The sequence below is a fragment of the Duganella dendranthematis genome, from assembly GCF_012849375.1.
GTDB classification, from domain to species: Bacteria; Pseudomonadota; Gammaproteobacteria; order Burkholderiales; family Burkholderiaceae_D; genus Rugamonas; species Rugamonas dendranthematis.
In genome coordinates, this window is sequence record NZ_CP051684.1 from 4,553,470 (window position 1) to 4,577,869 (window position 24,400).

Here is a 24,400-nt window from a genome sequence, read left to right on the forward strand (position 1 = left end):
TGCAGTCATGATTAAACGACTGCTGATACTGCTGCTGGTGGTGCAAGTGGCTTGCATGGCGCTGCTGGGCACCGGCCTCTATTATTGGTGGCGCCCGGCATGGGAGGCGCAACTGAGCGCGCCGTCGACGGCGCTGTTTTACCTGGCGTGGGGCCTGCTGGCGGTGCTGCTGGTGCGGCTGCTGATCTCGGCCAACAACTTCTATCTGAGCTGGCGCGCCGGCAGCGTTACGCCGCCCGATCATGCGCTGAATCCGTTCAGCGCTGCCAATCTCTTCTGGCATGAATTCAACTCCTCGATGCTGACCTCGTCGTACTACATGCTGCGGCCGGTCGGCATGCAGTTGCAGCCGCCGGATCAGCAGCAAGGCTTGCCGGTGCTGCTGATCCACGGCTACGCTTGCAACAGCGGTTACTGGCTACCGATGAGCAAGCTGCTGAAGCAGGCGCGCATCAGCCATTACGGCATCGACCTCGAACCGCCGGGCGCGTCGATCGATGACTTCGTGCCGCAGGTGGCAGCGGCGGTGGAGCGCCTGCGCCGTGAGACTGGCAGTCCGCAAGTGATCATCCTGGCGCACAGCATGGGCGGGCTGGTGGCGCGCGCGTATTTGCGCGACTGCTTCCGCCGCCAAGCCGATGCGCCGGTGGCGCGCGTCATCACGCTGGGCACGCCGCACCACGGCACTGCACTGGCATCGTTTGGACCGGGTAGCAACGCGCTGCAAATGCGGCGCGATAGTCCATGGCTGGACGCGCTGGCCGCATCTGAGGCAAATACGCAACGGATGTTGTTCAGTTCCATCTACTCTGTCCACGACAACATTATCGCTCCGCAAGACTCCAGCGACCTGCCGGGGGCGCGCAATCTGGTATTCGGCGCCATAGGCCACGTGGCGCTGGGACGGCATCCGGACATCATGCGCTGCGCGTTGCAGGAAATCGCCGCCGCCGCGCCAGTGTGATTTTGTGTGAGGATCTTGCGCCCGCCTTCCTGTATGGTGGATCTGTGTACACGTGGCAAGGAAGGCGAGGCGATGGCGGTCGATTTCGGTGCTCTGATCCTGAACCAGATTCCCGACGCCGTGGTGATCACCACCACCGGCGGCGAAGTGGTGTGCTGGACCAACGGCGCGCGGGCCGTGTTCGGTTACACCAGCGCCGAAGCGGTGGGCTGTCAGCTCGATGCGCTGATCGTGCCGCCGGCCCTGGTCGGGCAGGGCGCCAGCCTGTCGCAGCAAGCCCAGGCAGACGGCGTGACCAGCTATGAATCGGTGCGCCGCGCCAAGGACGGCACGCTGATCTACATCGACAGTTCGTGCAAGCTGGTGCGCGGCGTCGGTGGTCAGCCCGACTATCTTCTGTGGAGCAAGAAAGACGTCACCGCGCTCAAGGTGCTGCGCGACGCCAAGCTGGTCGAGGCGCGCTACGACGGCATCCTGGAGTCGATGCCGGATGCGATCATCATGGCCAATGCGGCCGGCCGCATCGTGCTGGCCAACGGCCAGGCGGAGCGGCTGTTCGGCTATCCGCGCCACGCGCTGCGCGGCATGGTGCTGGAGACGCTGATGCCGCAGCGCTTCCGTGGCGCCCACATCGACTACCGCGCCGGCTTTGCCAGCGAACCACAGGTGCGGGCCATGGGCAGCGGCCGCGACCTGTACGGCCTGCGCAGCGATGGCGTCGAGTTTCCGGTCGAGATCAGCCTCAGCCCGATCAGCACCGAGGAGGGCACGCTGGTGATGAGTGCTATCCGCGATATCACGGAACGTAAACTAAGTGAAGTCGAGCTGCAGGAAAAAAATGTCGAACTGGCAAAGGCCATCGCCGCCAAGGACCGCTTCCTGGCCGGCATGTCGCACGAATTGCGCACGCCGTTGAACGCGATCATCGGTTTTACAGGTACTATGCTGATGAAGTTGCCTGGGCCCATCAACGACGAGCAAGGCAAGCAGTTGCGGATGGTGCAAAGCAGTGCCCGCCACCTGCTGTCGCTGATTAATGACTTGCTGGATCTAACCCGCATCGACTCGGGCCGGGTCGAGCTGGAACTGGGACCGCTGCCGTGCCGCGCGCTGATCGATGAAGTGCTCAGTTCGTTCAAGCCGCAGGCGCGTAGCAAGGGACTGGCGCTGGAATTCGATCCGGCGCCGGACGACGTGACGGTGTCCAGCGACCGCCGGGCGGTGCAGCAGATCCTGATGAACCTGGTGCACAACGCGATCAAGTTCACCAACAACGGCACGGTGCTGGTGCGGCTGGCCAGAGCGGTGGTGGGGCAGCGGCCATGCGCCACGATCAGCGTCAGCGATACCGGCATCGGCATCGGCGAGGAGCAGCGCAGCACGCTGTTCCAGGCGTTCTCGCAGTTGGACGGCAATGCGCTGCGCCAGTTCGAGGGCACCGGGCTGGGCTTGCATCTGAGCCGCAAGCTGGCGGCGCTGCTGCACGCTGAGATTTTATTTGACAGCGAATACGGCAAAGGCAGCGTGTTTACGCTGGCGCTGCCATTGGAAGAGTAACGAGGAAAGGGAATCGAACGTGTCAGCACGGATTCTGATCATTGAAGACAACGCCACCAACATGGAGTTGATGGTGTATTTGCTGCGGGCTTTCGGTTACGAGCCGCTGTCGGCCAGCGATGGCGAGGCGGGCGTGGCGGCAGCCCGGCGCGAACGGCCCGACCTGATCATCTGCGATGTGCACTTGCCCAAGCTGGATGGCTACGGCGTGGTGGCGGCGCTGAAAGCCGACCCCGAGGTGCGGCATATCCCGGCGCTGGCGGTAACGGCATTGGCGATGGTGGGCGACCGCGAGAAACTGCTGGAGGCCGGCTTTGACGGCTACATCGGCAAGCCGATCGAGCCGGACACGTTTGTCGCGCAAATCGAGTCTTTCTTGCAAGGGGTAGTGTCGTCCCCGGGTAATAAAAACGATACCGCCACGATCTTGATCGTGGACGATCACGTACTCAATCGTGAATTCCTGATGACGCTGCTGAGCTACGGCGGCCATCGGTTGCTGGAGGCCGCCAACGGCGCCGAAGGCTTGAAAATGGTGATGGCGGAAAAGCCGGACCTGGTCATCTCCGACATCCTGATGCCGAATATGGATGGCTACGAATTCGTCACCCGCATGCACGAGCACGCGGAGACGGCCGACGTGCCGGTGATTTTCTACACCGCCACCTACCGTGAACGCGAGGCGGTGGCGGTGGCCCAGTCGTGCGGTGTGCGCTGGGTGCTGCCGAAGCCGTCCGATCCGGAAGTGATCCTGGCGACGGTGCATGAGGCGCTCGGCATGGTCGATAACATCACTCCGGCCGAATCGCGGCCGTCGTTCACGCCGGAGCCGCCGCAGGAAGGCCGCCTGCATGATATCGATCACAAGGTGGCCGAGTACCTGGACGAGCTGGAGTCCAGCAGCCAGCTGATGAGCTTGATGGCGGCCGATAACACCGATTCGACGCCGGAAAACCTGACCCACATGACGCAGCGGCTGTCGCAGTCGCTGTCCAGCCTGCAAGCGGTGAGCCTGCGCTTGACCGCGCTGATCGAACTCGGCATCGAGCTGGGCGCCGAGCGCGATCCGCAGGCGCTGGTTGACATCGGCTGCCGCGTGGCGCAAAACATCTGCGTGTCGAAATACGCCTGCATCGGCGTGCTGGAGCCGGGTTCGACTGAACTGAGTTATTTCTCCAGCTGCGGCGCCGGCATGCCGACCCGGCAGATCGCGCAGACGCCGCGCGCCGGCGTGCTGCGCGGCCTGCTGGACCAGCGCCTGCCGTGCCGCATCAACGACCTCAACGGCGACCCCGCCACCATCGGCCTGCCGCCGACCCATCCGCCGGTGCATTCTTTCCTCGGCGTGCCGATCGCCTCAGGCGAGCGCACCCACGGCTGGCTGTACCTGGTCGACAAGCTGGGCGCCGACGGATTTTCGGAAGTCGATGAACGCGTGGCCGCCACGGTCGCGGCGCAAGTTGCGGTGGCGTTCGAAAACCTGCTGCTGTACGACGAAATCAAGCGCCACCACGCGCAGCTGACCCTGGACATGAACGCCCGCATCCGGCTCGACGAAGACCTGCGCCGCTTCCGGCTGGCGATGGACGCCACCGCCGACGCCATCTTCCTGGTCGACCGCGCCGGCATGTGCTTTGTCGACGTCAACGCCACCGCCTGCCGCATGCTGGGCTTCGAGCGCGAAGACTTCCTCAAGGTTGGTCCCAACCGCTCACTGGAAGGCGACCTGCACAAGCTGGAAGAACTGTACGACAAGCTGCTGGCCGGCGACCAGAGCGGCGCCATGACCGAGCTGCTGTTGCAATGCAAGGACGGCGCGCCGCTGGCGGTGGAAGTGCAGCGCCGCACGCTGCGTTCGGGCAGCAGCTGGATCCTGGTGGCGGTGGCGCGCGACATCACCGAGCGCAAGGAGGCCGAGCAGCGCCTGCTCAAGCTGGCGCACTTCGACACGCTGACCGGCTTGCCCAACCGTAGCCAGTTCTACGATTCGCTGGTGCATTCGCTGCGCCAGGCGGCCGAGCACAAATGGTCGCTGGCGGTATTGTTCCTCGATGTCGACCGCTTCAAGAACGTCAACGACACGCTGGGGCACACCATTGGCGACGAGCTGCTGCGGCAGTTCTCCAGCCGGCTGGTGGACTGTCTGCGCGTGCGCGACACCATCGGCCGCTTCGGCGGCGACGAGTTCGCCGCCATCCTGATGCTGCCGGAAGGCGCGCAGAACGCCATCGCCGTGGTCGACAAGATCCGCGAAACGCTGCGCAAGCCGTTCGACCTCAAAGGCCACGAGGCCACCGTCACGGCCAGTATCGGCATCGCCGTCTACCCGGACGACAGCCTCGAGCCCGATACGCTGATCCAGTACGCCGATACTGCCATGTACCGCGCCAAGGAAGCCGGGCGCGACGCTTTCCGCTTCTTCACCGCCGAAATGAACGCGCAGTCACTGGCGCGGCTGGAGCTGGAAAACGCACTACGGCGCGCTATCGACAACCAGGAGTTCGTGCTGCACTTCCAGCCCAAGGTGCACATCGGCAGCGGCCGCATCAGCGGCGCCGAGGTGCTGATCCGCTGGAAACGGCCGGGCCACGGCATGGTGTCGCCGGCGCTGTTCATCCCGCTGCTGGAAGAGACCGGGCTGATCGTGCGGGTCGGCAGCTGGGTGATCAACGAGGCCTGCCGCAAGATCGCCGAATGGCAAAACACCGGCGCCGGCGCGGTGCACTTGTCGGTCAACGTGTCCGGCATCCAGTTCTTCGTCGGTGGGCTGGAAGAAGAGGTGCTGAAGGCGATTCGCGAACACGATATCGCGCCGGAGCTGCTGGAGCTGGAGCTGACCGAAAGTTCGCTGATGTCCAACGCCGAGGAAACCATCAGCGTGCTGCAAAACCTGAAGGCGCTGGGGATCCAGATTTCCATCGATGACTTCGGCACTGGCTACTCATCGCTGGCCTATCTGAAGCGCTTCCCGATCGACAAGCTGAAGATCGACATCGCTTTCGTGCGCGAAGTCACCAGCAATCCGGACGACGCGGCGATTGTGCTGGCCATCATCAACATGGCGCACAGCCTGAAGCTGAACGTGATCGCCGAGGGAGTGGAGAAGGAGGCGCAGCTGGCCTACCTGCACCGCCACAACTGCGACGAAATGCAGGGCTATTATTTCAGCCGGCCGCTGCCGGAAGAGGAGTTCGAGGCGATGCTGCGCGAAGGCCGCCGCCTGCAGGCGCCCAGCGATGCGCAGATCGTCGACCAGCAGACCTTGCTGATCGTGGACGACGACGCCTTCATGCTGGATGTGCTGACCGATTTCCTGTCGCAGGACGGCTACCGCATCCTGACCGCGCAGACCGCCGCCGAAGGCTTCGACATCCTGGCGCGGCACCGGGTGCAGGTGATCCTGTGCGACCAGTGCATGCCGCTGATGAGCGGCACCGAGTTCATGGAACGGGTCAAGAACCTGTGTCCGGACACCTTCCGGATCATGCTGTCGGCCTACGCCGACCTGACGCCGATCATGGCCGCCATCAACCACGGCGCAATCGACCGCTTCTACACCAAGCCGTGGAAGGGCGCGGTGCTGCGCGAGAATATCCGTGAAGGCTTCCGCCTGCATGCGCAGGCACATGGGCCGCTGGCCGCGATCGGTTCAACAGCCGATACGGAAACCGTCAAGGAGTAGCGTTGGGATTTTTAGATTTCTTCCGTTCCACCCCTACCATAGAACAATTCGCGCAACGGGCCATGCAAGCCTTTGCCGATGCGGCTAATCCCTCCCAACTGCGCTACGACGCCGATGAATGCCGGCTGCTGGGCACCGGCGACGGCGCGCAAATCATCAACCTGGACAACGGCTACCGCGCGTATTGCGCCGCACCGCGCAAGGAGCGCGCCCAGGCGCTGGCGAATTTCGTCCGGGTATGATGGCGCCGCCGCTGCCGGCCAGCTTCGCCGCAGCGCGCGCCAGCCTGCGGCCCGTGATACGCGGGCGCGGCACGCTGGAATATCTGCGGCTGATGCCGGGGACGTTATCGGACACCAGCGTCAAGCCGCTGATCGACGCCTATGCACCGTTCAGCAGCGACAGCGTGATCATGCTGGCCTGCGATAGCGCGCATTCGATCCAGACGCTGACCGGCGACACGCTGATCGAGTGGGGCGTGTCGTTCGACGAGGCGCTGACGGTGGCCATCGATAATCTGCGCGACATGACGGTGTCCAACTTCGAACAGGTGGCGCCCGGCATTTTCCTCGGCGGCTGGAACGATGCCTACGAAAGCTCGCGCCTGCTGTTTGCCGATCTGTTCTATCGCATGGAACTGGGCGGCGAGCCGGTGGTCATGGCGCCGTCGCGGCACAAGCTGCTGGTGGCGTCCGCCAACCAGCCGGCAGCGTTGCTCGGCATGCTGGCGCTGGCGCGCATGATGGCCGAGGAAGAGGGCCGCCAGGTGTCGGCACTGATGTACTGCTTTGAGAATGGCAAACCGGTCGAGTACCTGCCCGCCGACGCGCAGGTGGCGCAACAGGCGGCCGAACTGAAAAAGCTGTTCCTGCTGGAGGATTACCAGTCGCAGAAGCAGATGCTGGACAAGCTGAACGACAAAGCCAGTCTGGACCTGTTCGTCGCCAGCTACACGCTGGTGCAATCGGAAGCGACCGGTCGCATCCACAGCTACGGCGTCTGGACCGACCAGGTCGATACCTTGCTGCCGGAAGTCGACAAGGTGGCGCTGGTGCGCTACCACGAGGAAAGCGGCGAGCCGGACATGCGGGTGGTGGACTGGACCGAACTGCGCGCGCACGTCAAGGAGTTGCACCACAGCGTACCGGGCTATCCGGCGCGCTACCGGCTGCAAAGTTTTCCCAGCCGTGAACTGCTCGACCGCCTGATCGTCACCGATCTGGGCAGCTGACACCAAGCAACCTTCAGGATCGAAACTTAGGTTACCATGGTGCATGAACCTGAACTTGAACCTGATACGTCTCGTTTGCGTCCTGAGCTGGCTTCTGGCCGGCGTGGCGGCGGCTGCGCCGCTGAAAATCTACGGCATGGACAGTGCCCCGGTCAGCTTCCTGAATCACGGCCAGGCCGATGGCTTCGTGGTCGAACTGGCGGCTGCGATCCAGCAGCGGCTTGGGCAGCGCGATCCGATTGAGATTGTGCCGTGGGCGCGGGCCAACACGGTGGCGCTGACCGAACCTGGCGTGCTGCTGCTGTCCATCGTGCGCACTCGCGAGCGCGAGCAGACCATGCACTTTGTCGGCCCGCTGTTCAATACCTGGGTGACAGCGTTCGCGCTCAAAGGCAAGGCTGCCGAGTGGCAGCGTGACCACACCGATCTGCACAAGTTGCGCGCTGGCGCGCGGCGCGGCAGCGTGTTCGTCAGCCTGCCCGTGGCGCAAGGTTACAACGTGGTGGATCAGACCAACACTTCCGTGACCGCCGCCAAGATGCTGATGAACCAGCGCTTCGACCTGTGGTTCGACGGCGAGGAACTGTACGACGATGCGCTGCGGCGCGCCGGCTATCAGCCGAGTGATGTCGAGGTGGCGTTCCGGCTGGACCCGATGCAGGTCTATTTTGCCTTTTCCAATGGCACGCCAGCGGCCACCGTGCAGGCTTGGGACAACGCGCTGGGCGAGATGAAGCGCGACGGCAGCTTCCTGAAAATCTACCGCAAATGGCTGCCCGCGCACCAGTTGCCGGCCGATGCCGCACAGAGCCATTAGTAACTATGCTCTAGTCCTGCTGGCATAGAATAAAATACCAGCACACAGCAATCACGGGATGGAAATGGCTAAGAAGTTGAAAAAGAACGACGACCAGTTGGCGGACGCGGTACGCATGTCGTCACAGGAAATCTGGCAGGCCGGCCTGGCTGCCTTCGCCAAGGCGCAGGAGGAGGAGGGCAAGTTCTTCTCGATGCAGCTGTTCGAGGAGCGCGTGCTGCGCGCGCTGAGCTCGATCGGCGTGCCGAGCCGCCAGGAAGTCGACGCGCTGCATCTGCGCATCGACCAGCTGAGTACGCAGCTGGCGGCGCTCGGCGAGCAACCAACAGCTGCTAAGAAAGCGACGCCGAAGGCCGATAAATCCGCCGCCAAAAAGCCGGCCGCAAAGAAGACGGCGGCTAAAAAGCCTGCTGCTAAGAAAGCGAAATAGCTAACTGGCGGCATCTGGCTGCTATGTGCGCGTAAAAGCAAGCGCTGGTGTTCCTCTGTGACGTGCATCGGTGTTATGCTTGCGCGAGAATAAACAGAGGTTCCTTGCTATGCTACAAAAAGCCCCCCGCCGCACCCGCGAACGCATCCTTGAGCTGTCCTTGCGCTTGTTTAACGAGTTCGGCGAGCCCAACATCACCACCACCGTGATCGCCGAAGAGATGAATATCTCGCCGGGGAACCTGTACTACCATTTTCGTAACAAGGACGACATCGTCAACTCGATCTTCGTCCAGTTTGAAGCCGAGATTGAACGCATCCTGACCGTGCCCAACGGCCGCCGGTCCAATATCGAGGACGTCTGGCTGTATCTGCACCTGATGTTCGAGCTGATCTGGCGTTACCGCTTTTTCTACCGCGACCTCAACGACCTGCTGTCGCGCAACCGCAAGCTCGAGCTGCATTTCAAGCAGATCCTGGCGCACAAGATCAAGGTCGCCAAGCAGCTGTGCGAAGACCTGCGCAGCGAGAAGTCGCTGGAAGCCTCCGACAACGCCATCGATGCCATGGCGACGAATATGGTGGTGGTGGCGACTTATTGGTTATCCTACGAGTACGTGCGCAATCCGCGTAAATACAGCGAACAGCAATCGATGGCCGACGCGCTGGCGCGTGGGTGCTACCAGGTGCTGTCGCAGATCGGCCCGTATTTGCGCAATGAGACGGCGCTGCTGTTCCAGAAATTGTCCGAAGAATACCTGAAGAAACTCAAGTGAGCCGAAGGAGGCTTTGATGGCGTGGACCGCTTTTCCGTACCCTGATCCGGCGTTTCGTTACACGCCGGAGACCCTGCAGGCGGCCTGGCCGCAGCTGCATGGCGGCGACCGCGAAGCGTTTCCCACGCACCCGTCGCTGGTGCAAGCCTGGATCGCCTTCCACGCCGGCGAGTTCGAGCGCGCCGCGCGGCTGGGGCTGGATGTGGGCGTCAACGGCTATGCGGTGGCGCACAAGGCGATCTGCATGTACGCCAATTATCTGGAACCGAACGACAAGCGCCGCTTGGCCACATTCGAATGCGTGGCCGAGCGCTGCGAGCGGCAGCAGCTGGAGCAGCCGGGCAATCCGGCCGGCTACTACTGGCATGCGTATGCGCTGGGCCAGTATGCGCAAGGCATCTCGGTGGTGAAGGCGCTGTCGCGCGGCCTGGGCACTAAAATCAAGCGCAGTCTGGAAATCGCCATCAAGCTGGAACCGCAGCGCGCCGATGCGCACGTCGCACTGGGCGTGTACCACACCGAGATCCTGGACAAGGTCGGTGCGGTGCTGGCCGGTCTGAGCTACGGCGTCAAGAAAGATGAAGCGTATCGCCAGTTTGAACTGGGTATGCAGCTTAATCCCGACTCGGCCATTGCCCGCATCCAGTATGCGCGCGCGCTGCTGATGCTGGACAAGAAAAGCAAACAGGCGCAAGCCATGGATTTATACAAGCAGGCCGCCTGCTGCAACGTGCGCGACGCCACCGAGCGGCTGGATCAGGACGCGGCGCAAAAAGAACTGGAAGAGGAAAAGTTTAGTGGTTAAAAATATTTGCGTGTACTGCGGCGCCAATGCCGGCATCACTCCCCAATACGCCGAGGCGGCGCGAGCGCTAGGCCAGGCGCTGGTGGCGCGCAACCTGTCGCTGGTCTACGGCGGTGGCAATGTCGGCCTGATGGGTATTATCGCTGACGAAGTGCTGCGTCTGGGTGGTGAAGTCACCGGCGTGATTCCGACTGCGCTGGTCGAACGCGAAGTGGGCCACACCGGCCTGACGCGCCAGTTCATCGTCAAGGACATGCATGAGCGCAAGGCCATGATGGCACAGCTGGCCGACGGCTTCATCGCCATGCCGGGCGGCATGGGCACGCTGGAAGAGCTGTTCGAGATGCTGACCTGGTCGCAGCTCGGCATTCACGCCAAGCCGATCGGACTGCTGAATGTGGACGGCTTCTACGACAGCCTCAACGATTTCATCCGCCACGCCGGCGAGCAGGGCTTTATCCGCCCGCAGCACGTGGCGCTGATGAATGTCGAAAGCGAACCGGAAGCGCTGCTCAGCCGCCTGACGAGCATCTGACCGCAGCTTACTTGAGCGTGGCGTCGAGCTTCTTGGCCATCTCGCCATGATGGGCGACGGTTGGCTCCAGCTTGCTTGCCAGCGCTTTGACGTCGGCGTCTTTCGCGTTGGCGATATCCTTCTTCAGCGCGGCGAGCACCTTGGTGTGGTCGGCAACACCGGCTTTGCTGACATATTGCTTGTCAAACGCGGCGCCGGACAGTTTCTCCAGGTCAGTGGCCATTTTCTTGTGTTCTGCGTCGGGTTCTGTCGGCAACGTCACATTCTTGGCGGCGGCGACTTTTTTGGTCTCATCCAGACCTTTGCCATGGTCGTCAATCATCGTTTGCGCAAATGATTTAACGTCGGCGTTGCTGCTTTTATCGAGCGCCAGCTTGCCAGCGGCGACTTCCGCGATGTTGGCTTGGGCGATGGCAACCAGGCGGTCGCTGTCGGCTTTGGCGATCGGCGTTTGTGCGGATGCGATATTGGCGAGGGCAAAGCTGGCGGCCAGCGCGGCGAATAGACGAGTGTGGGACATAGGTCTTCTCCAGTGTCGATTTAAGGGAAATGAATTGCACAGCAAAGGCGGCGCCTTTGATATGTTCATTGCATCTTTCTCGGTTTTCTGCAGATCGACTGTGCGCCAGCAAACGCCCACGCGTCAGCCCCAGAGACGTTCTCCGCCGATATCGAGCGACGTCAGGTAGAGGCGCAGGTCGAATTCATACTGGTGGTAGTTTGGCTCCATGTAGGTGCACAGCTTGTAGAACGGCTTGTCGTGCTGCTTCTCTTTAATGTGCGCCAGCTCGTGGACGGCAATCATGCGTAGGAATTCCAGCGGCACTTCCTTGAACATGGTCGCTACGCGGATTTCGTGCTTGGCCTTCAGCTTGCCGCCCTGCACGCGCGAGATCGAGGTGTGCAACCCCAGCGCGTGGTTGATCACATGGATCTTGCTGTCGTATTCGACCTTGTTGATCGGCTCGGCGTTGCGCAGGAATTCCGTCTTCAGCTCCTGCACGTACTGGTACAGCGCGCGGTCGGTACGCAGATCGTGCGGCTTGCTGTAGCGCTTGAGCAGCACTTCGCCCAGCTGGTTCTTGGCGATCAGCTGCGCGACTTGCTGCTGGGTTTGTTCGGAGTAGGCGCTGAGGTACTTCAGGTGGGACATGACGGCTGCAGAAAAATGGCGAACCGGGAATGTACCACAGCGCGGCTGCGGGTCAGGCTTTTGCGGCGTCGGCCAGCATCGCTTCGGCGCGGGTGATGGCGCGCTGCACGGCGGGCCGGGCCGCTACCAGCGCGTACCAGCGCTCGACATGCGGCGTGGCGCTGAAATCGATATTGGCGAAGGCGCGGCGCCACAGCCAGCCAAAATGGGCGATGTCGGCAATGGTATAGCTATCGCCTGCTACGTAGTCCTGCGTGGCCAGCGCGCGCTCCAGCAGCGCGAGCGTACGTTTGGCTTCGCCATCAAAGCGCGCAATCGCCGCCGGCATAGCTTCCGGCGCGACCTTCTGGAAATAGCCCGACTGGCCAAACGCCGGCCCCAGTCCAGACGCGTGAAAGAACAACTGCTCAAACACGCGTGCGCGCGCCACGCTTGCCGTTGGCAGTAGTTGCCCATGCCGTTCCGCCAGATACACCAGGATCGCGGCTGACTCGGTCAGCACCAGCTTGTCGGCCGGCGATATCAGAACCGGCACTTTGGCGTTCGGGTTGAGCAGCGTGAAAGCCTCGGTCTTTTGCTCCCCCTGGCGCACGTTGACGGCGTGCAACTGATAGTCCTGCGCAAATTCTTCCAGGGCGATGATGGCTTTGATGCTGTTGGGCGTGGCGAAGGCGTAGAGCTGGTACATGATGCAGTCCTGTTGTCGTTGGTAATGACGCTACTTTGCCGTTCGATGCGACGTCGCGGAAGAACGGACAAACCATATCTCTCATTCCTTAGGGGAATACGGTGACAGCTTAGCCATGCTTCGTTAAGATGGAGTAGAGGAGGAATGCTGTGGATCGTTTAACCCTGATGGAAATTTTTGTATGCGTGGTGGAGGCCGGGTCGTTTTCCGCTGCCGCGCGACGGTTGCATACCGGCCAGCCGGCCGTGTCGAAGGCCGTGGCGCAGTTGGAGGCGCGGCTGGGCACCCGGCTGCTGTCGCGCACTACGCGCGGCCTGACGACCACGGACGCCGGCCATCGCTACTACGAAGGCGCGCGCAAGACCATCAGCCAGGCCGACGAGACGGAGCTGGAGACACGTGGCGCCGGCGCCAGTCTGAGCGGGCGCTTGCGCGTCTGCGCCGGTCTGACCTTTGGCCGTCTGCACGTGGTGCCGAAGTTGGGGGCGTGGCTGCGCGAGCATCCGGCGCTGGAACTGGATGTGGTGCTGGATGACCGCCATATCGATTTGCTGGAACATGGCATCGACGTCGCGCTGCGGATGGGAGCGCTGAGCGACTCGTCAATGACGGCGCGCCGCATTGCGCAGGGCCGGCGGCTGGTGGTCGGCACGCCGGCGTATTTCGCGCAGCATGGCGTGCCGCAATCGCCGGCCGATCTGGCGCAGCATAGCGCGGTGCCGTATGTGCAGGACGCCGGCGGCAGCGGCCACTGGGTGTTTGAACGCGATGGCGAGCGCCAGCCGGTGACGTTGCAGGGACGGTTGCGGGTATCGGCGGCGGAGGGCTTGCGCGCGGCGGTGCTGTCCGACCAAGGGCTGGCGGTGGCGTCCGAATGGATGTTTGCGCCGGAGCTGGCCAGCGGTGAAGTCCAGGCGGTGCTGACCGACTGGAGCTTGCCGGCGATGGATGTGTGGGCGGTTTATCCATCGGGCCGGCTGGCGAGCGCCAAGGCGCGGGCGTTTGTGGATTTTGTGCAGGCGTCGCTGACGCCTGCGTGAGCGATCAGATTGCCGGCGCGGCGGGGAAGTCGACCGGTACCTGCGTCAATGCATGCAGGTAGTTGGTGATGATCTTGTCGCCGATGACCATGACCGTATCGACCAGTTGCCCTTTGCTGTAGCCGGCCGCGAGGAAGGCCGCCAGCAACGCCGGCTCGGCGTGGCCGCGGTTCAGCGTGGCGCTCTTGACCAGCTTGGCCAACGCATCCAGTTTGGCGTCGAACGCGGCGCCGCCTTTGCGGATCTCGATGATCTGCTCCGGCGTGAAACCGACCATGCCGCCCAACGCGGTATGCGCAGCCAGGCAATATTCGCACTGATTGACCTGGCTGACTACCAGGTTGATGACTTCGCGCTCCTTGGCGATCAGCGCGCTTTTGCCGTTTTGCAGCGTCAGGTAATTGCCCAGTGCGGTATCCGAATACGCCAGCGTGGCATACAGGTTGGGCACCATGCCCAAGCCTTTTTTCAGTTGTTCAAAGATGGCCTGATTGGCTGGCGTGACGCTGGCTGCGGTCGGCACGGGAAAGCGCGTCAGCGCCTGTTGCAGCGATGGCAGCAGCAGCGCGGTTTCCGGACGGCTGGTGTAGTCGGGATCGACTTCGGCGTAGAGGATCACGCCGTCGGTGTCGATCACGAAGCGGCCCGGCAGCGGCAAGGTCCAGCTATCGTCGCCGTTGAAGGAAGGCAGGTCGTTCTTCAGCGATTTGTACAGCTCGATCAGGTAATCCGGCATCTGGTAGCGGATGCCGAACGCGGCGGCGACGTCGTTGCCACTGTCGTTCAGCACCGGGAACGACAGTTCGTTCTGGCGCATGGCCTTGCGGCTGTTGGACGCGGTCTGCGGCGAGATGGCGACCAGGCTGGCGCCGAGCGCCTTGAGTTGCGGCAGTTCGGCTTGCAGCGCTTGCAGGTCCAGGTTGCAGTAAGGGCACCAGACGCCACGGTAGAAGCTGACTACCAGCGGACCTTGCTTCAGCAGTTCTGCCGAGCTGACCGGGTTGCCGTCGGCATCGCTCAGGGTGAAGGCTGGTGCGCGGTCGCCCACCTTGAGCGCGCCGTCGGCCAGGCCGGAGGCGCGCAAATCGGCGGTGGCGCGGTGCATGGTTTCGATCACCGAGTAGGGGACGTTGTAAGGCGGTTTGCCTGCTTCGAAGTCGGCTTTAAAGGCGTCCAGTTTAGCTTTGAGGGTCATGATGGTTTCCTGTCTGAGTGAGTTGGCCAAGCGCTGTGTGGCTGGCATGGAACTCAGTATGGAAGCGCATCGGTATTCCGTTAAGACACGTGGAGGCAATATGACTTATCCCTTTTGGGAATGGCTGTCAGAAATTCGCGTCAGCAAGACGGGTCTGCCCGATGACATTCTTCCGGCCAGTACCTGGATTACTCTGGCGCTATATAATTGAGTTTATTGCGGTTTAAATCACGGGAGTTGATATGTTGAAAGCAGGGGTAGTAATCGTATTGGCAGCGCTGGGCGCTTCGGCGTCGGCGGCGGACATCACGGTCTCGGCAGCAGCCAGCCTGACCAACGCCTTCAAGGAAATCGGCACCGCGTTCGAGAAGGAACACGCGGGTGACAAGGTACAGTTCAATTTCGCCGCTTCCGATCCGCTGGTACAGCAGATCAGCAAAGGCGCGCCGGTCGACGTGTTTGCTTCCGCTGACCAGGATGCCATGGACAAGGCCGACAACCTGAAACTGCTGGCGCCAGGCACGCGCAAGAACTTCGCCAGTAACAGCCTGGTGCTGATCGCGCCGCAGGGCGGCAAGGTGCCGGTCAAGAGCCTGGCCGACGTGACGCAGCCTGCCGTGGCGCGCATCACCATCGGCAACCCGGCCAGCGTCCCGGTCGGCCGCTACACCAAGGCCGCGCTGGAAAATGCCAAGCTGTGGGCCTCCGTTGAACCGAAGCTAATTCTCGGCACCTCGGTGCGCCAGTGCCTGGACTATGTGGCGCGCGGTGAAGTCGATGCCGGTTTCGTCTACGCCACCGATGCCGCGATTGTCAAAGACAAGGTCACCGTGGTGGCCACGGTGCCGACTGAAACGCCGGTGACTTACCCGATCGCGGTAATCGCCGCCGGCCCGCAAGCCGCCGCCGGCCGCAAGTTTGCTGACTATGTGCAGTCGCCGGCCGGCCAGGCCATTCTTGCCAAGTACGGTTTCGGCCGTCCGTAAGCGTGGAGTCGTTCGATCCCGCCTGGGTAGCGCTGCGCTTGTCGCTGAAGGTGGCCTGCTGGGCCACGCTGATTGATGTGGTGTTCGGCGTGGCGCTCGGCTACCTGCTGGCGCGCAAGCGCTTTCCCGGCCGGGAATTGCTGGACGCGGTGCTGACCCTGCCGATGGTGATGCCGCCTACGGTGCTGGGCTACTACATGCTGGTGATCATCGGCCGCAACGGCATCATCGGTGCGTGGCTGCAACAGCACTTTGGCATCAACCTGATTTTCACCTGGCAGGCGGCGGTGATCGCGGCGGCCGTGGTGGCGTTTCCGCTGGTGCTCAAGGGCGCGCGCGCGGCATTTGAGGCAATCGATACGCAGTTCGAGCAGGCGGCGCGGGTATTGGGCGTGTCGCCGTTCGGCGTGTTTTTGCGCGTGACTCTGCCGTTGGCGTGGCGCGGCGTGCTGGGCGGCACCTTGCTGGCGTTTGCCCGCTCGATGGGCGAGTTCGGCGCGACGCTGATGGTGGCCGGCAGCATTCCCGGCAAGACGCAGACGCTGTCGATCGCCGTGTACGAGGCCGTGCAGGCCGGCCAGGATGATCACGCCAACCTGCTGGTCATTATTACTTCCGTGGTGTGTGTGACTGTGCTGGTCGCCGCCAACAAATTGACGCCTAACCGCAATCCGCAAGCATGAGCACGCAATTCAAAGTCGATATCCACAAAACGCTGCGCTCCGGCGAGCGTGTGTTCCAGTTGCAGGCGTCGTTTGAATCGTCCAGCCAGCGGGTGGTGGTGTATGGCTCGTCCGGCGCCGGCAAGAGCCAGATGATGAAGGCGGTGGCGGGCCTGACGACGCCGGACAGCGGCCGCATCGAGCTGGCCGGACGCTGCCTGTACGACAGCGCCGGCGGCGTCAACCTGCCGGCGCAACAGCGCAAGGTGGCCTATCTGTTTCAGGACTACGCGCTGTTCCCGCATCTGAACGTGCGGCAGAACATCGGCTTCGGCCTGCAGCGCGGCTGGCGCAATCCGCTGGCGCGCGTGGATGGCGAGGCGATCCGCTACTGGATGGAAGCCTTCGAGCTGGACCATGTGGCGCACCAGTATCCGCACCAGTTGTCCGGCGGTCAGCGGCAGCGGGTGGCACTGGCGCGCGCGCTGGCGCCGCAGCCGGCGGCGCTGTTGCTGGATGAACCGTTTGCCGCGCTCGACCCGGCCCTGCGCGATCGCATGCGCGCCGAACTGGGCGCCTTGCAGCGTCGGCTGGAAATCCCCATGCTGATGATTACCCACGATCCGGAAGATGTGCGCGCCTTCGGCGATCACGTGCTGCGCATGGAAAATGGTAGCATCTTCCGCGTGGAGGAGAATGCGGCATGAGCATGGAATTACAAGGTAATGTCTGGATGACCATCGACGGCCAGAAGCTGGGCGGGCAAGACCGCGTGGCGCTGCTGTCGGCGGTGGCGTCGGAAGGCTCGATCACGGCGGCCGCCAAGGCGGTCGGCATGAGCTACAAAGGCGCTTGGGACGCGATCGAGGCGATGAACAACCTTGCCGGCGAACCGTTAGTGGAACGGGTGGCCGGTGGCAAGGGGGGCGGCGGCACGCGGCTGACGGCGCGTGGCGACCAGCTGGTGGAAAATTTCCGCAAGATCGATGCGGCGCACCGCGAGTTTGTCGCCCACCTGAGCAGCCAGTCGCATGCGCTGGCCGATGATTTTTTACTGATCCAAAGGATGAAGATGAAAACCAGTGCACGTAACCAGTTCAATGGCAAGGTCGTGGCGTTGAAGCAAGGCGCCGTCAATGATGAAGTGGTATTGGAAATCGTCGGCGGCCAGCAAGTGGTGGCCACCATCACGCGCGACAGCAGCGACAGCCTGGGGCTGGCTGTCGGCGTGGAGGCGTTTGCACTGATCAAGGCATCGTCGGTGATCGTGGCGACTGAGCTGGGCGACGTCAAGCTGTCGGCGCGCAACCGCCTGACAGGCAAGGTCAGCCGCGTGCAGCCGGGCGCGGTGAATACCGAAGTGAGCATCGAGCTGCCGGGTGGCGGCACCATCGCCGCCATCGTCACCAAGGATAGCGGTGAGGCGCTGGCGCTGGAAGTCGGCGTTGACGTCAGCGCCATTTTCAAGGCCTCCAGCGTCATCATCGGCACACCGGCCTAAGCGTCGGTCGAGCGGGTCAGCGCTTCCAGGGCGCTGATATCGCTTTCCATCTGCGCCAGCTTGCCGCGCACCAGGCCCAGCGCATCGCTGCCCAGCAGCAGGTGCGCCGGCGGCTCGGCCATTTCCGTCAACGCCAGGATGGCCTGCGCGGCCTTGGCCGGATCGCCGGGCTGCTTGCCGCTGCGTTCGGCACGGGTGGCGCGGATGGGATCAAACAGCTGGTCGTAGTCGGCGATGCTGCGCTGCGACCGTACCATCGAGCGGCCCGCCCAGTCGGTGCGGAACGAGCCGGGCGCCACGGCCGTCACCTGCACGCCGAACTGGCGCACTTCCTTGCCAGCCACCTCCGAAATGCCTTCCAGCGCGAACTTGCTGCCGGCGTAGTAGGCGATGCCCGGCATGGTGATAAAGCCGCCCATCGACGTGATGTTGATGATGTGGCCGCGCCGGCGGCTGCGGAAGGAGGGCAGGAAGGCTTTCATCATGGCCACCGCGCCGAACACGTTGACGTCGAACTGCCGGCGCATTTCTTCCAGCGGCGATTCCTCCAGAATGCCTTCGTGACCGTAGCCGGCATTGTTGACCAGCACATCCACCGGGCCGACCTCGGCCTGTGCCCGCGCAACCACGCCGTCGATGGCGTTGAAGTCGGTCACATCCAGCAGGTAGGCGTGCGAACGGCCCGGTTGCAACGCGGCGAAGGCATCGCGCGCCTGTTCGTTGCGCACCGTGCCGATGACGGTGTGGCCGGTGTCCAGCGCCGCCTGGGCCAGCGCCTGGCCGAAACCGCTGCTGACGCCGGTAATGAAGAAGAGCTTGCTCATGGTCTGTCCTTTCACTGAGAGCAGCCATGGTAGTGACGCCGGCGCCACGCGCCTATGTCGGAAGCTCTGCATCATTTGCCTGATTCTCTGAGCTGTATTCCTGCACCGGCATTCGGGCTTACAATCGCTGCATGAAAAATCGCATGGTGACATTGATGGAGCGGCTGGCGCCGGTCGAGGGCTACAACCTCAGCGTGCTGCCGGATGTGCGTTTCCTGCGCTCCGACCGTCCGCTGAGCCGCACGCCGGTGCTGTACGAGCCGGGCATCGTGATCGTCTGCCAGGGGCGCAAACGGGGTTTTCTGGGCGAGCAGGAATTCGTCTACGACGCCCAGCATTGCCTGGCGGTCGCCGTGCCGGTACCGTTTTCGATGGAGACCGAAGCCAGTGCCGAGCAGCCGCTGCTGGCGGTCTACCTGCGGCTAGATTTCCAGCTGACCGCCGACCTGTTGCTGGAGCTGGAAGAGCAGGGCCACGCGGTGACGGCGGAACCGAAAGGCCTGTATTCGACGCCGATGGATGAACGGCTGTCTGCTTCGGTGGAGCGCCTGCTGGAAGCGCTGGCTGATCCGCTCGACGCCGCGCTATTGGGGCCGGCCCTGGTGCGCGAAATCTACTACCGCGTGCTGACCAGCGTGCAAGGCGCCAGCATGCGCGCGGCCTTGATGCAGCAGGGCCGCTTTGCCACCATCGCCCGCGCGCTGCGCAAGATTCATGCGTCGTTCAGCGAGGAACTGGATGTGGGACAACTGGCGGCCGAAGCCCACATGAGCGTGGCGACTTTCCATCATCACTTCAAGGCCGTCACCAGCACCTCGCCGATGCAGTATCTGAAGGCGACCCGGCTGCATCAGGCGCGGCTGCTGATGCTGCGCCATGAGATGTCGGTGGCGGCGGCCAGTGCGCGCGTCGGTTACGAAAGCTCGTCGCAGTTCAGCCGCGAATTCAAGCGTCTGTTCGGCCGTAGTCCGGTGGAGGAGGTTGAGCATATGCGCAAGACCTTTGCCACGCCGGACCCGCAGCCGTCGCCGTGGTATGTGGCGGCGCACTAGCCGCACGACGCTAAGCGGCGAAGCGCGCCGGCGTGGTGCCGAGAATACGGCGGAACAGCGCGATGAAGCTGCTGACGCTGTCATAGCCCAGGCTCAGCGCCACCGTGGTGACGGAAGCGCCGCCGTTCAGCAGTTCCATGCCTTTTTGCAGGCGTGCTACCTGCCGCCATTCCACCACTGACATGCCGGTTTCGTTGCGGAAGTGGCGGGTCAGGCTGCGGCGCGACCAGCCCAATTGTTCGGCCCAGGCGTCGAGATCGGTTTCGTCGGCCGGGTCCTGCGCAATCGTGGCCGCCATCGTCAGCAGGCGCGGGTGACGCGGCATGGTCAGGTGCAGCGGATCGGGTTCGGCCGCGCGTATCTCGTCGAGAAAGACATTCATCACGCGCAGGCCGGCGGCGTCGGTCGGCGAACCGTTCGGCCAGCGGCACATGCGCTCCAGCAGCGACACCGCCAGCGGCGACATGCGCAGCGCCAGCGACTGCTCGGGAAAACCCACGCACAGCGACGGCGCGATATGGATGGTGTAGCCGGCCAACCCCGGCCGGAGGGTGTTGCCATGCGTACTGGCGGAGTGCGGCATGTACGGCGGAATCCAGCCCAGCCGTCCGGGTGGCAGGACCTGCCGGTTGCCGCCGGCCTCGATCAGAATCACCCCTTGCGCCGGAACGTACATCTGGCCTTCCGGATGGTGGTGCGTCAGCTTGCTTTTGCCCGCGCCGCCGTCGGTATGTTGTGCCGCCACGTAGATGGGAAGCTCGGGACTCAGTCGAATGTCGCCGTAGTAATTGCTCATGTTGTGGCCCGATCGCGTTATCAGTTGTCCGTTGGCAGTTAGCTATGGATCAATTCTACAGGCAATCTACGGTTTTTATCCATCGCAAGGAAAAGCCATGACGGCAATCGATACGGAAGGCGTACTGCAGCTGGTACGCGAGGTCGGCGCCGACCTGTGCGCCACGTTCTGGCGCAGCGCGCCGCTGGTGGACATGGACGCGGTGTGGACCGCCAACGAAACGCTGCGGCAGGCGCTGGCCGCCCAGTATCCGCCGATCGCCTGGGCCGACGGCCACCTCAGTGAAGCGTATGCGCAACGCGGCGAATACTGGATCGGCGACGCCATCGACGGCGCGCTGCAGTTTCTGCGCGCAATTCCTCTGTGGTGCATGTCGCTGACGCTGATGCGCGAAGGCGTGCCGGTGTTCACGGTGGTCTACGACGCCCTGCACGACGAGATGTTTCATGCACTGTGGGGCCATGGCGCCTGGTACAACGGCCAGCCTATCCGCGTCCGCGCGCGACAGCAACAAGAACTGGTGGCGACGCGCAATCTCGCGCCGACCTCGCTGCAACTGGCCTACGTGGCGTGTGGCCGGCTGGACGCGTTCTGGCAGGATGGCGCAGACGGTTATCTCAGCATCGGCGGCACGTTGCTGATCCAGGAGGCGGGCGGGGTGGCGACGCAGGCCGATGGCAGGCCATATCGCCTGACGTCGCCGAGTATCGTGGCGGCGCCCCCGGTCCTGCATGCGTCCATGCTGCAACGCCTGCAAGACCGGAAGGCGGCGTAACCCTACTGTTTGTTGCCGCCCTTGGCCGATTGCTCGGACGCGCCGCTGCGGTTTTTCTCTGCGTTGGCGCGGGCGGCGGACTGGCGGCTTTCACCGCCTTTGCGACCGATGGCCGCCATGTGTTCGCGGTCGCGGCTGACCGCCTCGCCGCCTTTCTGTCCGGCCCGGCGCGCTTCCTCCGAGTCGAATTCGTGCGCCGTGCCTTTCTGGTGCGCCGCTTGCCCGCCCTTGCTGGCGATGGCGCGCTGGGTGGCTTCATCCATGGCGGCAAAGCCGCGCTTGGCCGTGCCCTTGGGTTTGTCGTTCGTCGTGTTGTTGGCCATATAACCCTCCGTCAAATGGAAAAGAAACAGCAGCGTGCCTGCTGTTCTGTGTGGTTAGAGTTGCAAGGTTGACGGAAGTTCCAGTTAATGACGCAGTTGGCTGCCGGGTTGGAAGCGCGCCAGTTGTTCGGCGGCCTGGGCGGTCTGGCGGCTGGCTTCCTGCAACAGGTCGTCGGCCATGGCGGTGGCCGAGCGCCGCACCGCCGGCATGCGGTCGGCAGCGGTTTGCGTGATGACCGCCTGGCAGCGGCTCATCGCCTCGGCGACGCCGCGCTGGTAGTTGACCAGCGCCTGGCTGCCGGGCGTGAACTGGGCGATGAGGGCGGAACCGAACTGGCCGGCGCCCTGGCTGGTCAGCACGCGCTCCGTGCGGGCGCCGGCCTCGGCAATCAGTTCGCGGCCTAGCTGGAGGTTCAGCGCGCTGAGGCGATGCGCGGTTTCAAACATGCATTGCGACATGCCGACGTAGAGGTCGAGCACGTTGTCGATATGGGAGCGGACTAGGGGATGGGGAAATTGGGAAAACATGGTGGTCCTCGGCGTGGTGGCGGTACTGGAATAGACGCCGAGGCGGGCGGAAGGTTCCGCAGTTTTAAGGTGTCGCCACCTGCAGCACCAGCTTGCCGAAGTTTTTCCCTTCAAACAGCATGTTCAGCGCCTGCGGGAAGTTTTCCAGTCCCTGCACGATGTCCTCCTTGCTCTTGATTTTGCCGTCCTTCATCCAGCCGGCCAGCGCCGCCACGCCGATCGGGTAGCGGTCGGCGTAATCGAACACCACGATGCCTTCCATGCGGGCGCGGTTGACCAGCAGCGCCAGGTAGTTGGATGGTCCCTTGACCGCCGTGGTGTTGTTGTACTGCGAGATGGCGCCGCAGATGACGATGCGCGCCTTCATGTTGATGCGGGTCAGCACGGTGTCGAGAATCTCGCCGCCGACGTTGTCGAAGTAGACGTCCACGCCTTGCGGGCAGTGCTGCTTGAGGCCGTCCTTGACCGAGTCGTTCTTATAGTCGATGCAGGCGTCGAAGCCCAGTTCGTTGACGACGAAATCGCACTTTTCCTTGCCGCCGGCAATACCGACCACGCGGCAGCCCAGCTGCTTGGCGACCTGGCCGACGGTCTGGCCGACCGCGCCGGCCGCACCCGACACCACCACGGTGTCGCCGGCTTTCGGCTGCCCCGATTCGATCAGGCCGAAATAGGCGGTCATGCCCGGCATGCCGAGCGTATTCAGGTAGGTGGTCAGCGGCGCCAGTTTCGGATCGACCTTGTGGAAGCCGGCCTGCTTGTCGTCGCCGGCGCCGGTCCAATAGCGCTGCACGCCGGTGCCGCCCTGCACGTGGTCGCCAACCGCATACTTCGGCGACTTCGATTCCACCACCACGCCGACGCCGCCAGCGCGCATGACTTCACCAATGGCGACCGGGCGGATGTAGGATTTGCCTTCGTTCATCCAGCCACGCATGGCCGGGTCGAGCGACAGGTACAGCACCTTGATGCGGATCTCACCGTCGGCCAGTTCACGCAGCGGTTCGGTCACTTGCTGCCAGTCACTGTCCTTGACCATGCCGACCGGACGCGCGGCCAGGCGGAATTGCAGATTTGTCTCCATGGATTTTCTCCTTGTGTGGGGTGGGAATGACTATATCTCAAATTGCACGAGCGTGCTATTTTTGTCGTGAATGGCAAGGCATGCGACAATAGATCTCTTTTGTCCATATCTTCTACGGTCGTCATGAGTCATCCCGAATACATTCTGACACTCTCTTGCCTGGATCAGCGCGGAATCGTGCATCGCGTGTCGGGCTTCCTGGCCGAGCACGGCTGCAACATCATCGATTCGGCCCAGTTTGGCGATGGCGAATCGAAGCTGTTCTTCATGCGCGTGCATTTTTCGGCGGAAGACCGCAACATCAACGACGATCTGCTGCGCGCCGACTTCAGCCTGCTGGCTGCCGATATGAAGCTGGACTGGGAACTGCGCGACGCCCACTACAAGCCGCGCGCGATGCTGATGGTGTCGAAGATCGGCCACTGCCTGAACGATTTGCTGTTCCGCTACAAGAGCGGGCTGCTGCCGGTGGAAATTCCGGCCATCGTCTCCAACCACATGGACTTCTACCAGCTGGCGGCCAGCTACAATATTCCGTTCCACCACCTGCCGCTGGCGACCGGTGCGCCGGCCGAAGACAAGCTGGCGCAGGAAGCCAAAATCATCGAGCTGATGAACACCCACAAGGTCGACCTGGTGGTGCTGGCGCGCTACATGCAAATCCTGTCGCCGGGCCTGTGCACGGCGCTCAAGGGCAAGGCGATCAATATCCACCATTCCTTCCTGCCGAGCTTCAAGGGCGCCAAGCCGTATGCGCAGGCGCACCACCGCGGCGTCAAGCTGATCGGCGCGACCGCGCACTTTGTCACCGGCGACCTGGACGAAGGTCCGATCATCGAGCAGGACGTCGAGCGCGTCGATCATTCGATGGATGCGGACACCTTGTCGGCGATTGGCCGCGATGTCGAGTGCGTGGTGCTGGCGCGCGCAGTGAAATGGTTTGTCGAACACCGCATTTTGCAAAACGGCGATAAAACCGTCGTCTTTAAGTAATAAG

General features: G+C 63.1%; 27 protein-coding genes. 18 read left to right on the plus strand and 9 right to left on the minus strand.

The features are described 5' to 3' along the window. The first annotated feature begins 7 nt into the window (after positions 1 to 7). The 10 genes from HH213_RS20880 to HH213_RS20920 all read left to right on the plus strand — a co-directional run bounded on the left by HH213_RS20880 (position 8) and on the right by HH213_RS20920 (position 10,796). The gene (locus HH213_RS20880) at positions 8 to 964 is read left to right on the plus strand and encodes an esterase/lipase family protein (RefSeq protein WP_169113505.1); all 957 of its coding nucleotides are present in this window, start codon (positions 8 to 10) and stop codon (positions 962 to 964) included. A 33-nt stretch (positions 965 to 997) separates the two neighbouring features. Then, entirely contained in the window at positions 998 to 2,521 is a 1,524-nt protein-coding gene (locus HH213_RS20885) for a PAS domain-containing sensor histidine kinase (RefSeq protein ID WP_308494503.1), read from the plus strand. Positions 2,522 to 2,540: 19 nt separating this feature from the next. Continuing rightward, the gene (locus tag HH213_RS20890; protein WP_169113506.1) at positions 2,541 to 6,203 is read left to right on the plus strand and encodes an EAL domain-containing protein; all 3,663 of its coding nucleotides are present in this window, start codon (positions 2,541 to 2,543) and stop codon (positions 6,201 to 6,203) included. A 62-nt stretch (positions 6,204 to 6,265) separates the two neighbouring features. Further along, positions 6,266 to 6,445 carry a hypothetical protein gene (locus HH213_RS30225; RefSeq protein WP_229263087.1) on the plus strand — a complete coding sequence of 60 codons (180 nt, stop codon included), beginning with the start codon at positions 6,266 to 6,268 and terminating at the stop codon, positions 6,443 to 6,445. Next, entirely contained in the window at positions 6,442 to 7,434 is a 993-nt protein-coding gene (locus HH213_RS20895) for a DUF1444 domain-containing protein (RefSeq protein WP_229263088.1), read from the plus strand. The genes HH213_RS30225 and HH213_RS20895 overlap by 4 nt, the downstream gene beginning before the upstream one ends. Before the next feature lie 43 nt (positions 7,435 to 7,477). After that, positions 7,478 to 8,251 (plus strand): substrate-binding periplasmic protein, encoded by a 774-nt coding sequence (locus HH213_RS20900; protein ID WP_229263089.1) that lies wholly within the window; start codon positions 7,478 to 7,480, stop codon positions 8,249 to 8,251. Positions 8,252 to 8,315: 64 nt separating this feature from the next. After that, complete coding sequence (locus tag HH213_RS20905; protein ID WP_169113507.1) at positions 8,316 to 8,681, plus strand: phasin family protein; 366 nt, start codon at positions 8,316 to 8,318, stop codon at positions 8,679 to 8,681. A 109-nt stretch (positions 8,682 to 8,790) separates the two neighbouring features. Continuing rightward, positions 8,791 to 9,456 carry a TetR/AcrR family transcriptional regulator gene (locus HH213_RS20910; protein WP_110848588.1) on the plus strand — a complete coding sequence of 222 codons (666 nt, stop codon included), beginning with the start codon at positions 8,791 to 8,793 and terminating at the stop codon, positions 9,454 to 9,456. A 16-nt stretch (positions 9,457 to 9,472) separates the two neighbouring features. Continuing rightward, positions 9,473 to 10,261, plus strand: a complete 789-nt coding sequence (locus tag HH213_RS20915; protein ID WP_110848587.1) for a tetratricopeptide repeat protein — start codon at positions 9,473 to 9,475, stop codon at positions 10,259 to 10,261. After that, positions 10,254 to 10,796 (plus strand): LOG family protein, encoded by a 543-nt coding sequence (locus HH213_RS20920; RefSeq protein WP_110848586.1) that lies wholly within the window; start codon positions 10,254 to 10,256, stop codon positions 10,794 to 10,796. The genes HH213_RS20915 and HH213_RS20920 overlap by 8 nt, the downstream gene beginning before the upstream one ends. Positions 10,797 to 10,803: 7 nt before the next feature. Here HH213_RS20920 and HH213_RS20925 read toward each other — a convergent pair whose 3' ends face one another. The 3 genes from HH213_RS20925 to HH213_RS20935 form a co-directional block, all read right to left on the minus strand. Further along, on the minus strand, positions 10,804 to 11,316 hold the full coding sequence (locus HH213_RS20925) for a DUF4142 domain-containing protein (RefSeq protein WP_169113508.1): 513 nt from the start codon (positions 11,314 to 11,316) through the stop codon (positions 10,804 to 10,806). A gap of 123 nt (positions 11,317 to 11,439) precedes the next feature. Beyond that, a complete protein-coding gene (locus HH213_RS20930; RefSeq protein WP_110848584.1) occupies positions 11,440 to 11,949 on the minus strand; it encodes a YgjP-like metallopeptidase domain-containing protein in 510 nt (169 codons plus the stop codon). A 52-nt stretch (positions 11,950 to 12,001) separates the two neighbouring features. Continuing rightward, a complete protein-coding gene (locus HH213_RS20935) occupies positions 12,002 to 12,637 on the minus strand; it encodes a glutathione S-transferase family protein (RefSeq protein ID WP_169113509.1) in 636 nt (211 codons plus the stop codon). 149 nt (positions 12,638 to 12,786) lie between these two features. Here HH213_RS20935 and HH213_RS20940 point away from each other — a divergent pair, with 149 nt between their 5' ends. Then, positions 12,787 to 13,677, plus strand: a complete 891-nt coding sequence (locus HH213_RS20940) for a LysR family transcriptional regulator (protein WP_169113510.1) — start codon at positions 12,787 to 12,789, stop codon at positions 13,675 to 13,677. Between the two features lie 4 nt (positions 13,678 to 13,681). On the opposite strand, the gene HH213_RS30705 is transcribed toward HH213_RS20940, so the two are convergent. Then, a complete protein-coding gene (locus HH213_RS30705) occupies positions 13,682 to 14,872 on the minus strand; it encodes a redoxin domain-containing protein (RefSeq protein ID WP_169113511.1) in 1,191 nt (396 codons plus the stop codon). Between the two features lie 242 nt (positions 14,873 to 15,114). Between HH213_RS30705 and modA the strand changes: the two genes are divergently transcribed. The 4 genes from modA to HH213_RS20965 are packed head-to-tail and all read left to right on the plus strand — an operon-like array spanning position 15,115 to position 18,021. Beyond that, positions 15,115 to 15,858, plus strand: coding sequence for a molybdate ABC transporter substrate-binding protein (gene modA / locus HH213_RS20950; RefSeq protein WP_161055340.1), 744 nt, complete (start codon positions 15,115 to 15,117; stop codon positions 15,856 to 15,858). A 2-nt stretch (positions 15,859 to 15,860) separates the two neighbouring features. Next, positions 15,861 to 16,541: a molybdate ABC transporter permease subunit gene (gene modB, locus HH213_RS20955; protein WP_169113512.1), complete on the plus strand. Its 681-nt coding sequence runs from the start codon at positions 15,861 to 15,863 to the stop codon at positions 16,539 to 16,541. Beyond that, positions 16,538 to 17,227, plus strand: coding sequence for an ATP-binding cassette domain-containing protein (locus HH213_RS20960; protein WP_110848578.1), 690 nt, complete (start codon positions 16,538 to 16,540; stop codon positions 17,225 to 17,227). Before modB ends, HH213_RS20960 begins: the two co-directional genes overlap by 4 nt. Positions 17,228 to 17,229: 2 nt before the next feature. Continuing rightward, positions 17,230 to 18,021, plus strand: a complete 792-nt coding sequence (locus tag HH213_RS20965; protein WP_174864464.1) for a TOBE domain-containing protein — start codon at positions 17,230 to 17,232, stop codon at positions 18,019 to 18,021. Here the strand turns inward: HH213_RS20965 and HH213_RS20970 are convergent. Continuing rightward, positions 18,018 to 18,845, minus strand: a complete 828-nt coding sequence (locus HH213_RS20970; protein WP_169113514.1) for an oxidoreductase — start codon at positions 18,843 to 18,845, stop codon at positions 18,018 to 18,020. The two genes, HH213_RS20965 and HH213_RS20970, sit on opposite strands and share 4 nt — an antisense overlap. Positions 18,846 to 18,976: 131 nt before the next feature. Between HH213_RS20970 and HH213_RS20975 the strand changes: the two genes are divergently transcribed. Beyond that, positions 18,977 to 19,897 carry an AraC family transcriptional regulator gene (locus HH213_RS20975; protein WP_169113515.1) on the plus strand — a complete coding sequence of 307 codons (921 nt, stop codon included), beginning with the start codon at positions 18,977 to 18,979 and terminating at the stop codon, positions 19,895 to 19,897. A gap of 10 nt (positions 19,898 to 19,907) precedes the next feature. On the opposite strand, the gene HH213_RS20980 is transcribed toward HH213_RS20975, so the two are convergent. Beyond that, positions 19,908 to 20,693, minus strand: coding sequence for a helix-turn-helix domain-containing protein (locus tag HH213_RS20980; RefSeq protein WP_169113516.1), 786 nt, complete (start codon positions 20,691 to 20,693; stop codon positions 19,908 to 19,910). A gap of 97 nt (positions 20,694 to 20,790) precedes the next feature. Between HH213_RS20980 and HH213_RS20985 the strand changes: the two genes are divergently transcribed. Beyond that, the gene (locus HH213_RS20985; RefSeq protein WP_169113517.1) at positions 20,791 to 21,468 is read left to right on the plus strand and encodes an inositol monophosphatase family protein; all 678 of its coding nucleotides are present in this window, start codon (positions 20,791 to 20,793) and stop codon (positions 21,466 to 21,468) included. A gap of 2 nt (positions 21,469 to 21,470) precedes the next feature. Here the strand turns inward: HH213_RS20985 and HH213_RS20990 are convergent, their stop codons facing one another. The 3 genes from HH213_RS20990 to HH213_RS21000 all read right to left on the minus strand — a co-directional run bounded on the left by HH213_RS20990 (position 21,471) and on the right by HH213_RS21000 (position 23,403). Further along, entirely contained in the window at positions 21,471 to 21,791 is a 321-nt protein-coding gene (locus HH213_RS20990) for a KGG domain-containing protein (RefSeq protein ID WP_110848573.1), read from the minus strand. An 84-nt stretch (positions 21,792 to 21,875) separates the two neighbouring features. Then, complete coding sequence (locus HH213_RS20995; RefSeq protein WP_169113518.1) at positions 21,876 to 22,319, minus strand: phasin family protein; 444 nt, start codon at positions 22,317 to 22,319, stop codon at positions 21,876 to 21,878. Positions 22,320 to 22,383: 64 nt separating this feature from the next. Beyond that, positions 22,384 to 23,403: an NADP-dependent oxidoreductase gene (locus HH213_RS21000; protein ID WP_169113519.1), complete on the minus strand. Its 1,020-nt coding sequence runs from the start codon at positions 23,401 to 23,403 to the stop codon at positions 22,384 to 22,386. Between the two features lie 123 nt (positions 23,404 to 23,526). On the opposite strand from HH213_RS21000, the gene purU reads away from it, so the two are divergent. Further along, on the plus strand, positions 23,527 to 24,396 hold the full coding sequence (gene purU, locus HH213_RS21005) for a formyltetrahydrofolate deformylase (RefSeq protein ID WP_169113520.1): 870 nt from the start codon (positions 23,527 to 23,529) through the stop codon (positions 24,394 to 24,396). Positions 24,397 to 24,400: the final 4 nt, after the last annotated feature.

Bases quoted from the DNA above. Each gene is read 5' to 3' on its own strand.
- HH213_RS20880 (WP_169113505.1), top strand. From the start codon at position 8: ATGATTAAACGACTGCTGATACTGCTGCTGGTGGTGCAAGTGGCTTGC.
- HH213_RS20885 (WP_308494503.1), top strand. From the start codon at position 998: ATGGTGGATCTGTGTACACGTGGCAAGGAAGGCGAGGCGATGGCGGTC.
- HH213_RS30225 (WP_229263087.1), top strand. From the start codon at position 6,266: ATGCAAGCCTTTGCCGATGCGGCTAATCCCTCCCAACTGCGCTACGAC.
- HH213_RS20895 (WP_229263088.1), top strand. From the start codon at position 6,442: ATGATGGCGCCGCCGCTGCCGGCCAGCTTCGCCGCAGCGCGCGCCAGC.
- HH213_RS20900 (WP_229263089.1), top strand. From the start codon at position 7,478: ATGAACCTGAACTTGAACCTGATACGTCTCGTTTGCGTCCTGAGCTGG.
- HH213_RS20905 (WP_169113507.1), top strand. From the start codon at position 8,316: ATGGCTAAGAAGTTGAAAAAGAACGACGACCAGTTGGCGGACGCGGTA.
- HH213_RS20910 (WP_110848588.1), top strand. From the start codon at position 8,791: ATGCTACAAAAAGCCCCCCGCCGCACCCGCGAACGCATCCTTGAGCTG.
- HH213_RS20915 (WP_110848587.1), top strand. From the start codon at position 9,473: ATGGCGTGGACCGCTTTTCCGTACCCTGATCCGGCGTTTCGTTACACG.
- HH213_RS20925 (WP_169113508.1), bottom strand. From the start codon at position 11,316: ATGTCCCACACTCGTCTATTCGCCGCGCTGGCCGCCAGCTTTGCCCTC.
- HH213_RS20930 (WP_110848584.1), bottom strand. From the start codon at position 11,949: ATGTCCCACCTGAAGTACCTCAGCGCCTACTCCGAACAAACCCAGCAG.
- HH213_RS20935 (WP_169113509.1), bottom strand. From the start codon at position 12,637: ATGTACCAGCTCTACGCCTTCGCCACGCCCAACAGCATCAAAGCCATC.
- HH213_RS30705 (WP_169113511.1), bottom strand. From the start codon at position 14,872: ATGACCCTCAAAGCTAAACTGGACGCCTTTAAAGCCGACTTCGAAGCA.
- modA (WP_161055340.1), top strand. From the start codon at position 15,115: ATGTTGAAAGCAGGGGTAGTAATCGTATTGGCAGCGCTGGGCGCTTCG.
- HH213_RS20960 (WP_110848578.1), top strand. From the start codon at position 16,538: ATGAGCACGCAATTCAAAGTCGATATCCACAAAACGCTGCGCTCCGGC.
- HH213_RS20965 (WP_174864464.1), top strand. From the start codon at position 17,230: ATGGAATTACAAGGTAATGTCTGGATGACCATCGACGGCCAGAAGCTG.
- HH213_RS20970 (WP_169113514.1), bottom strand. From the start codon at position 18,845: ATGAGCAAGCTCTTCTTCATTACCGGCGTCAGCAGCGGTTTCGGCCAG.
- HH213_RS20975 (WP_169113515.1), top strand. From the start codon at position 18,977: ATGAAAAATCGCATGGTGACATTGATGGAGCGGCTGGCGCCGGTCGAG.
- HH213_RS20980 (WP_169113516.1), bottom strand. From the start codon at position 20,693: ATGAGCAATTACTACGGCGACATTCGACTGAGTCCCGAGCTTCCCATC.
- HH213_RS20985 (WP_169113517.1), top strand. From the start codon at position 20,791: ATGACGGCAATCGATACGGAAGGCGTACTGCAGCTGGTACGCGAGGTC.
- HH213_RS20990 (WP_110848573.1), bottom strand. From the start codon at position 21,791: ATGGCCAACAACACGACGAACGACAAACCCAAGGGCACGGCCAAGCGC.
- HH213_RS20995 (WP_169113518.1), bottom strand. From the start codon at position 22,319: ATGTTTTCCCAATTTCCCCATCCCCTAGTCCGCTCCCATATCGACAAC.
- HH213_RS21000 (WP_169113519.1), bottom strand. From the start codon at position 23,403: ATGGAGACAAATCTGCAATTCCGCCTGGCCGCGCGTCCGGTCGGCATG.
- purU (WP_169113520.1), top strand. From the start codon at position 23,527: ATGAGTCATCCCGAATACATTCTGACACTCTCTTGCCTGGATCAGCGC.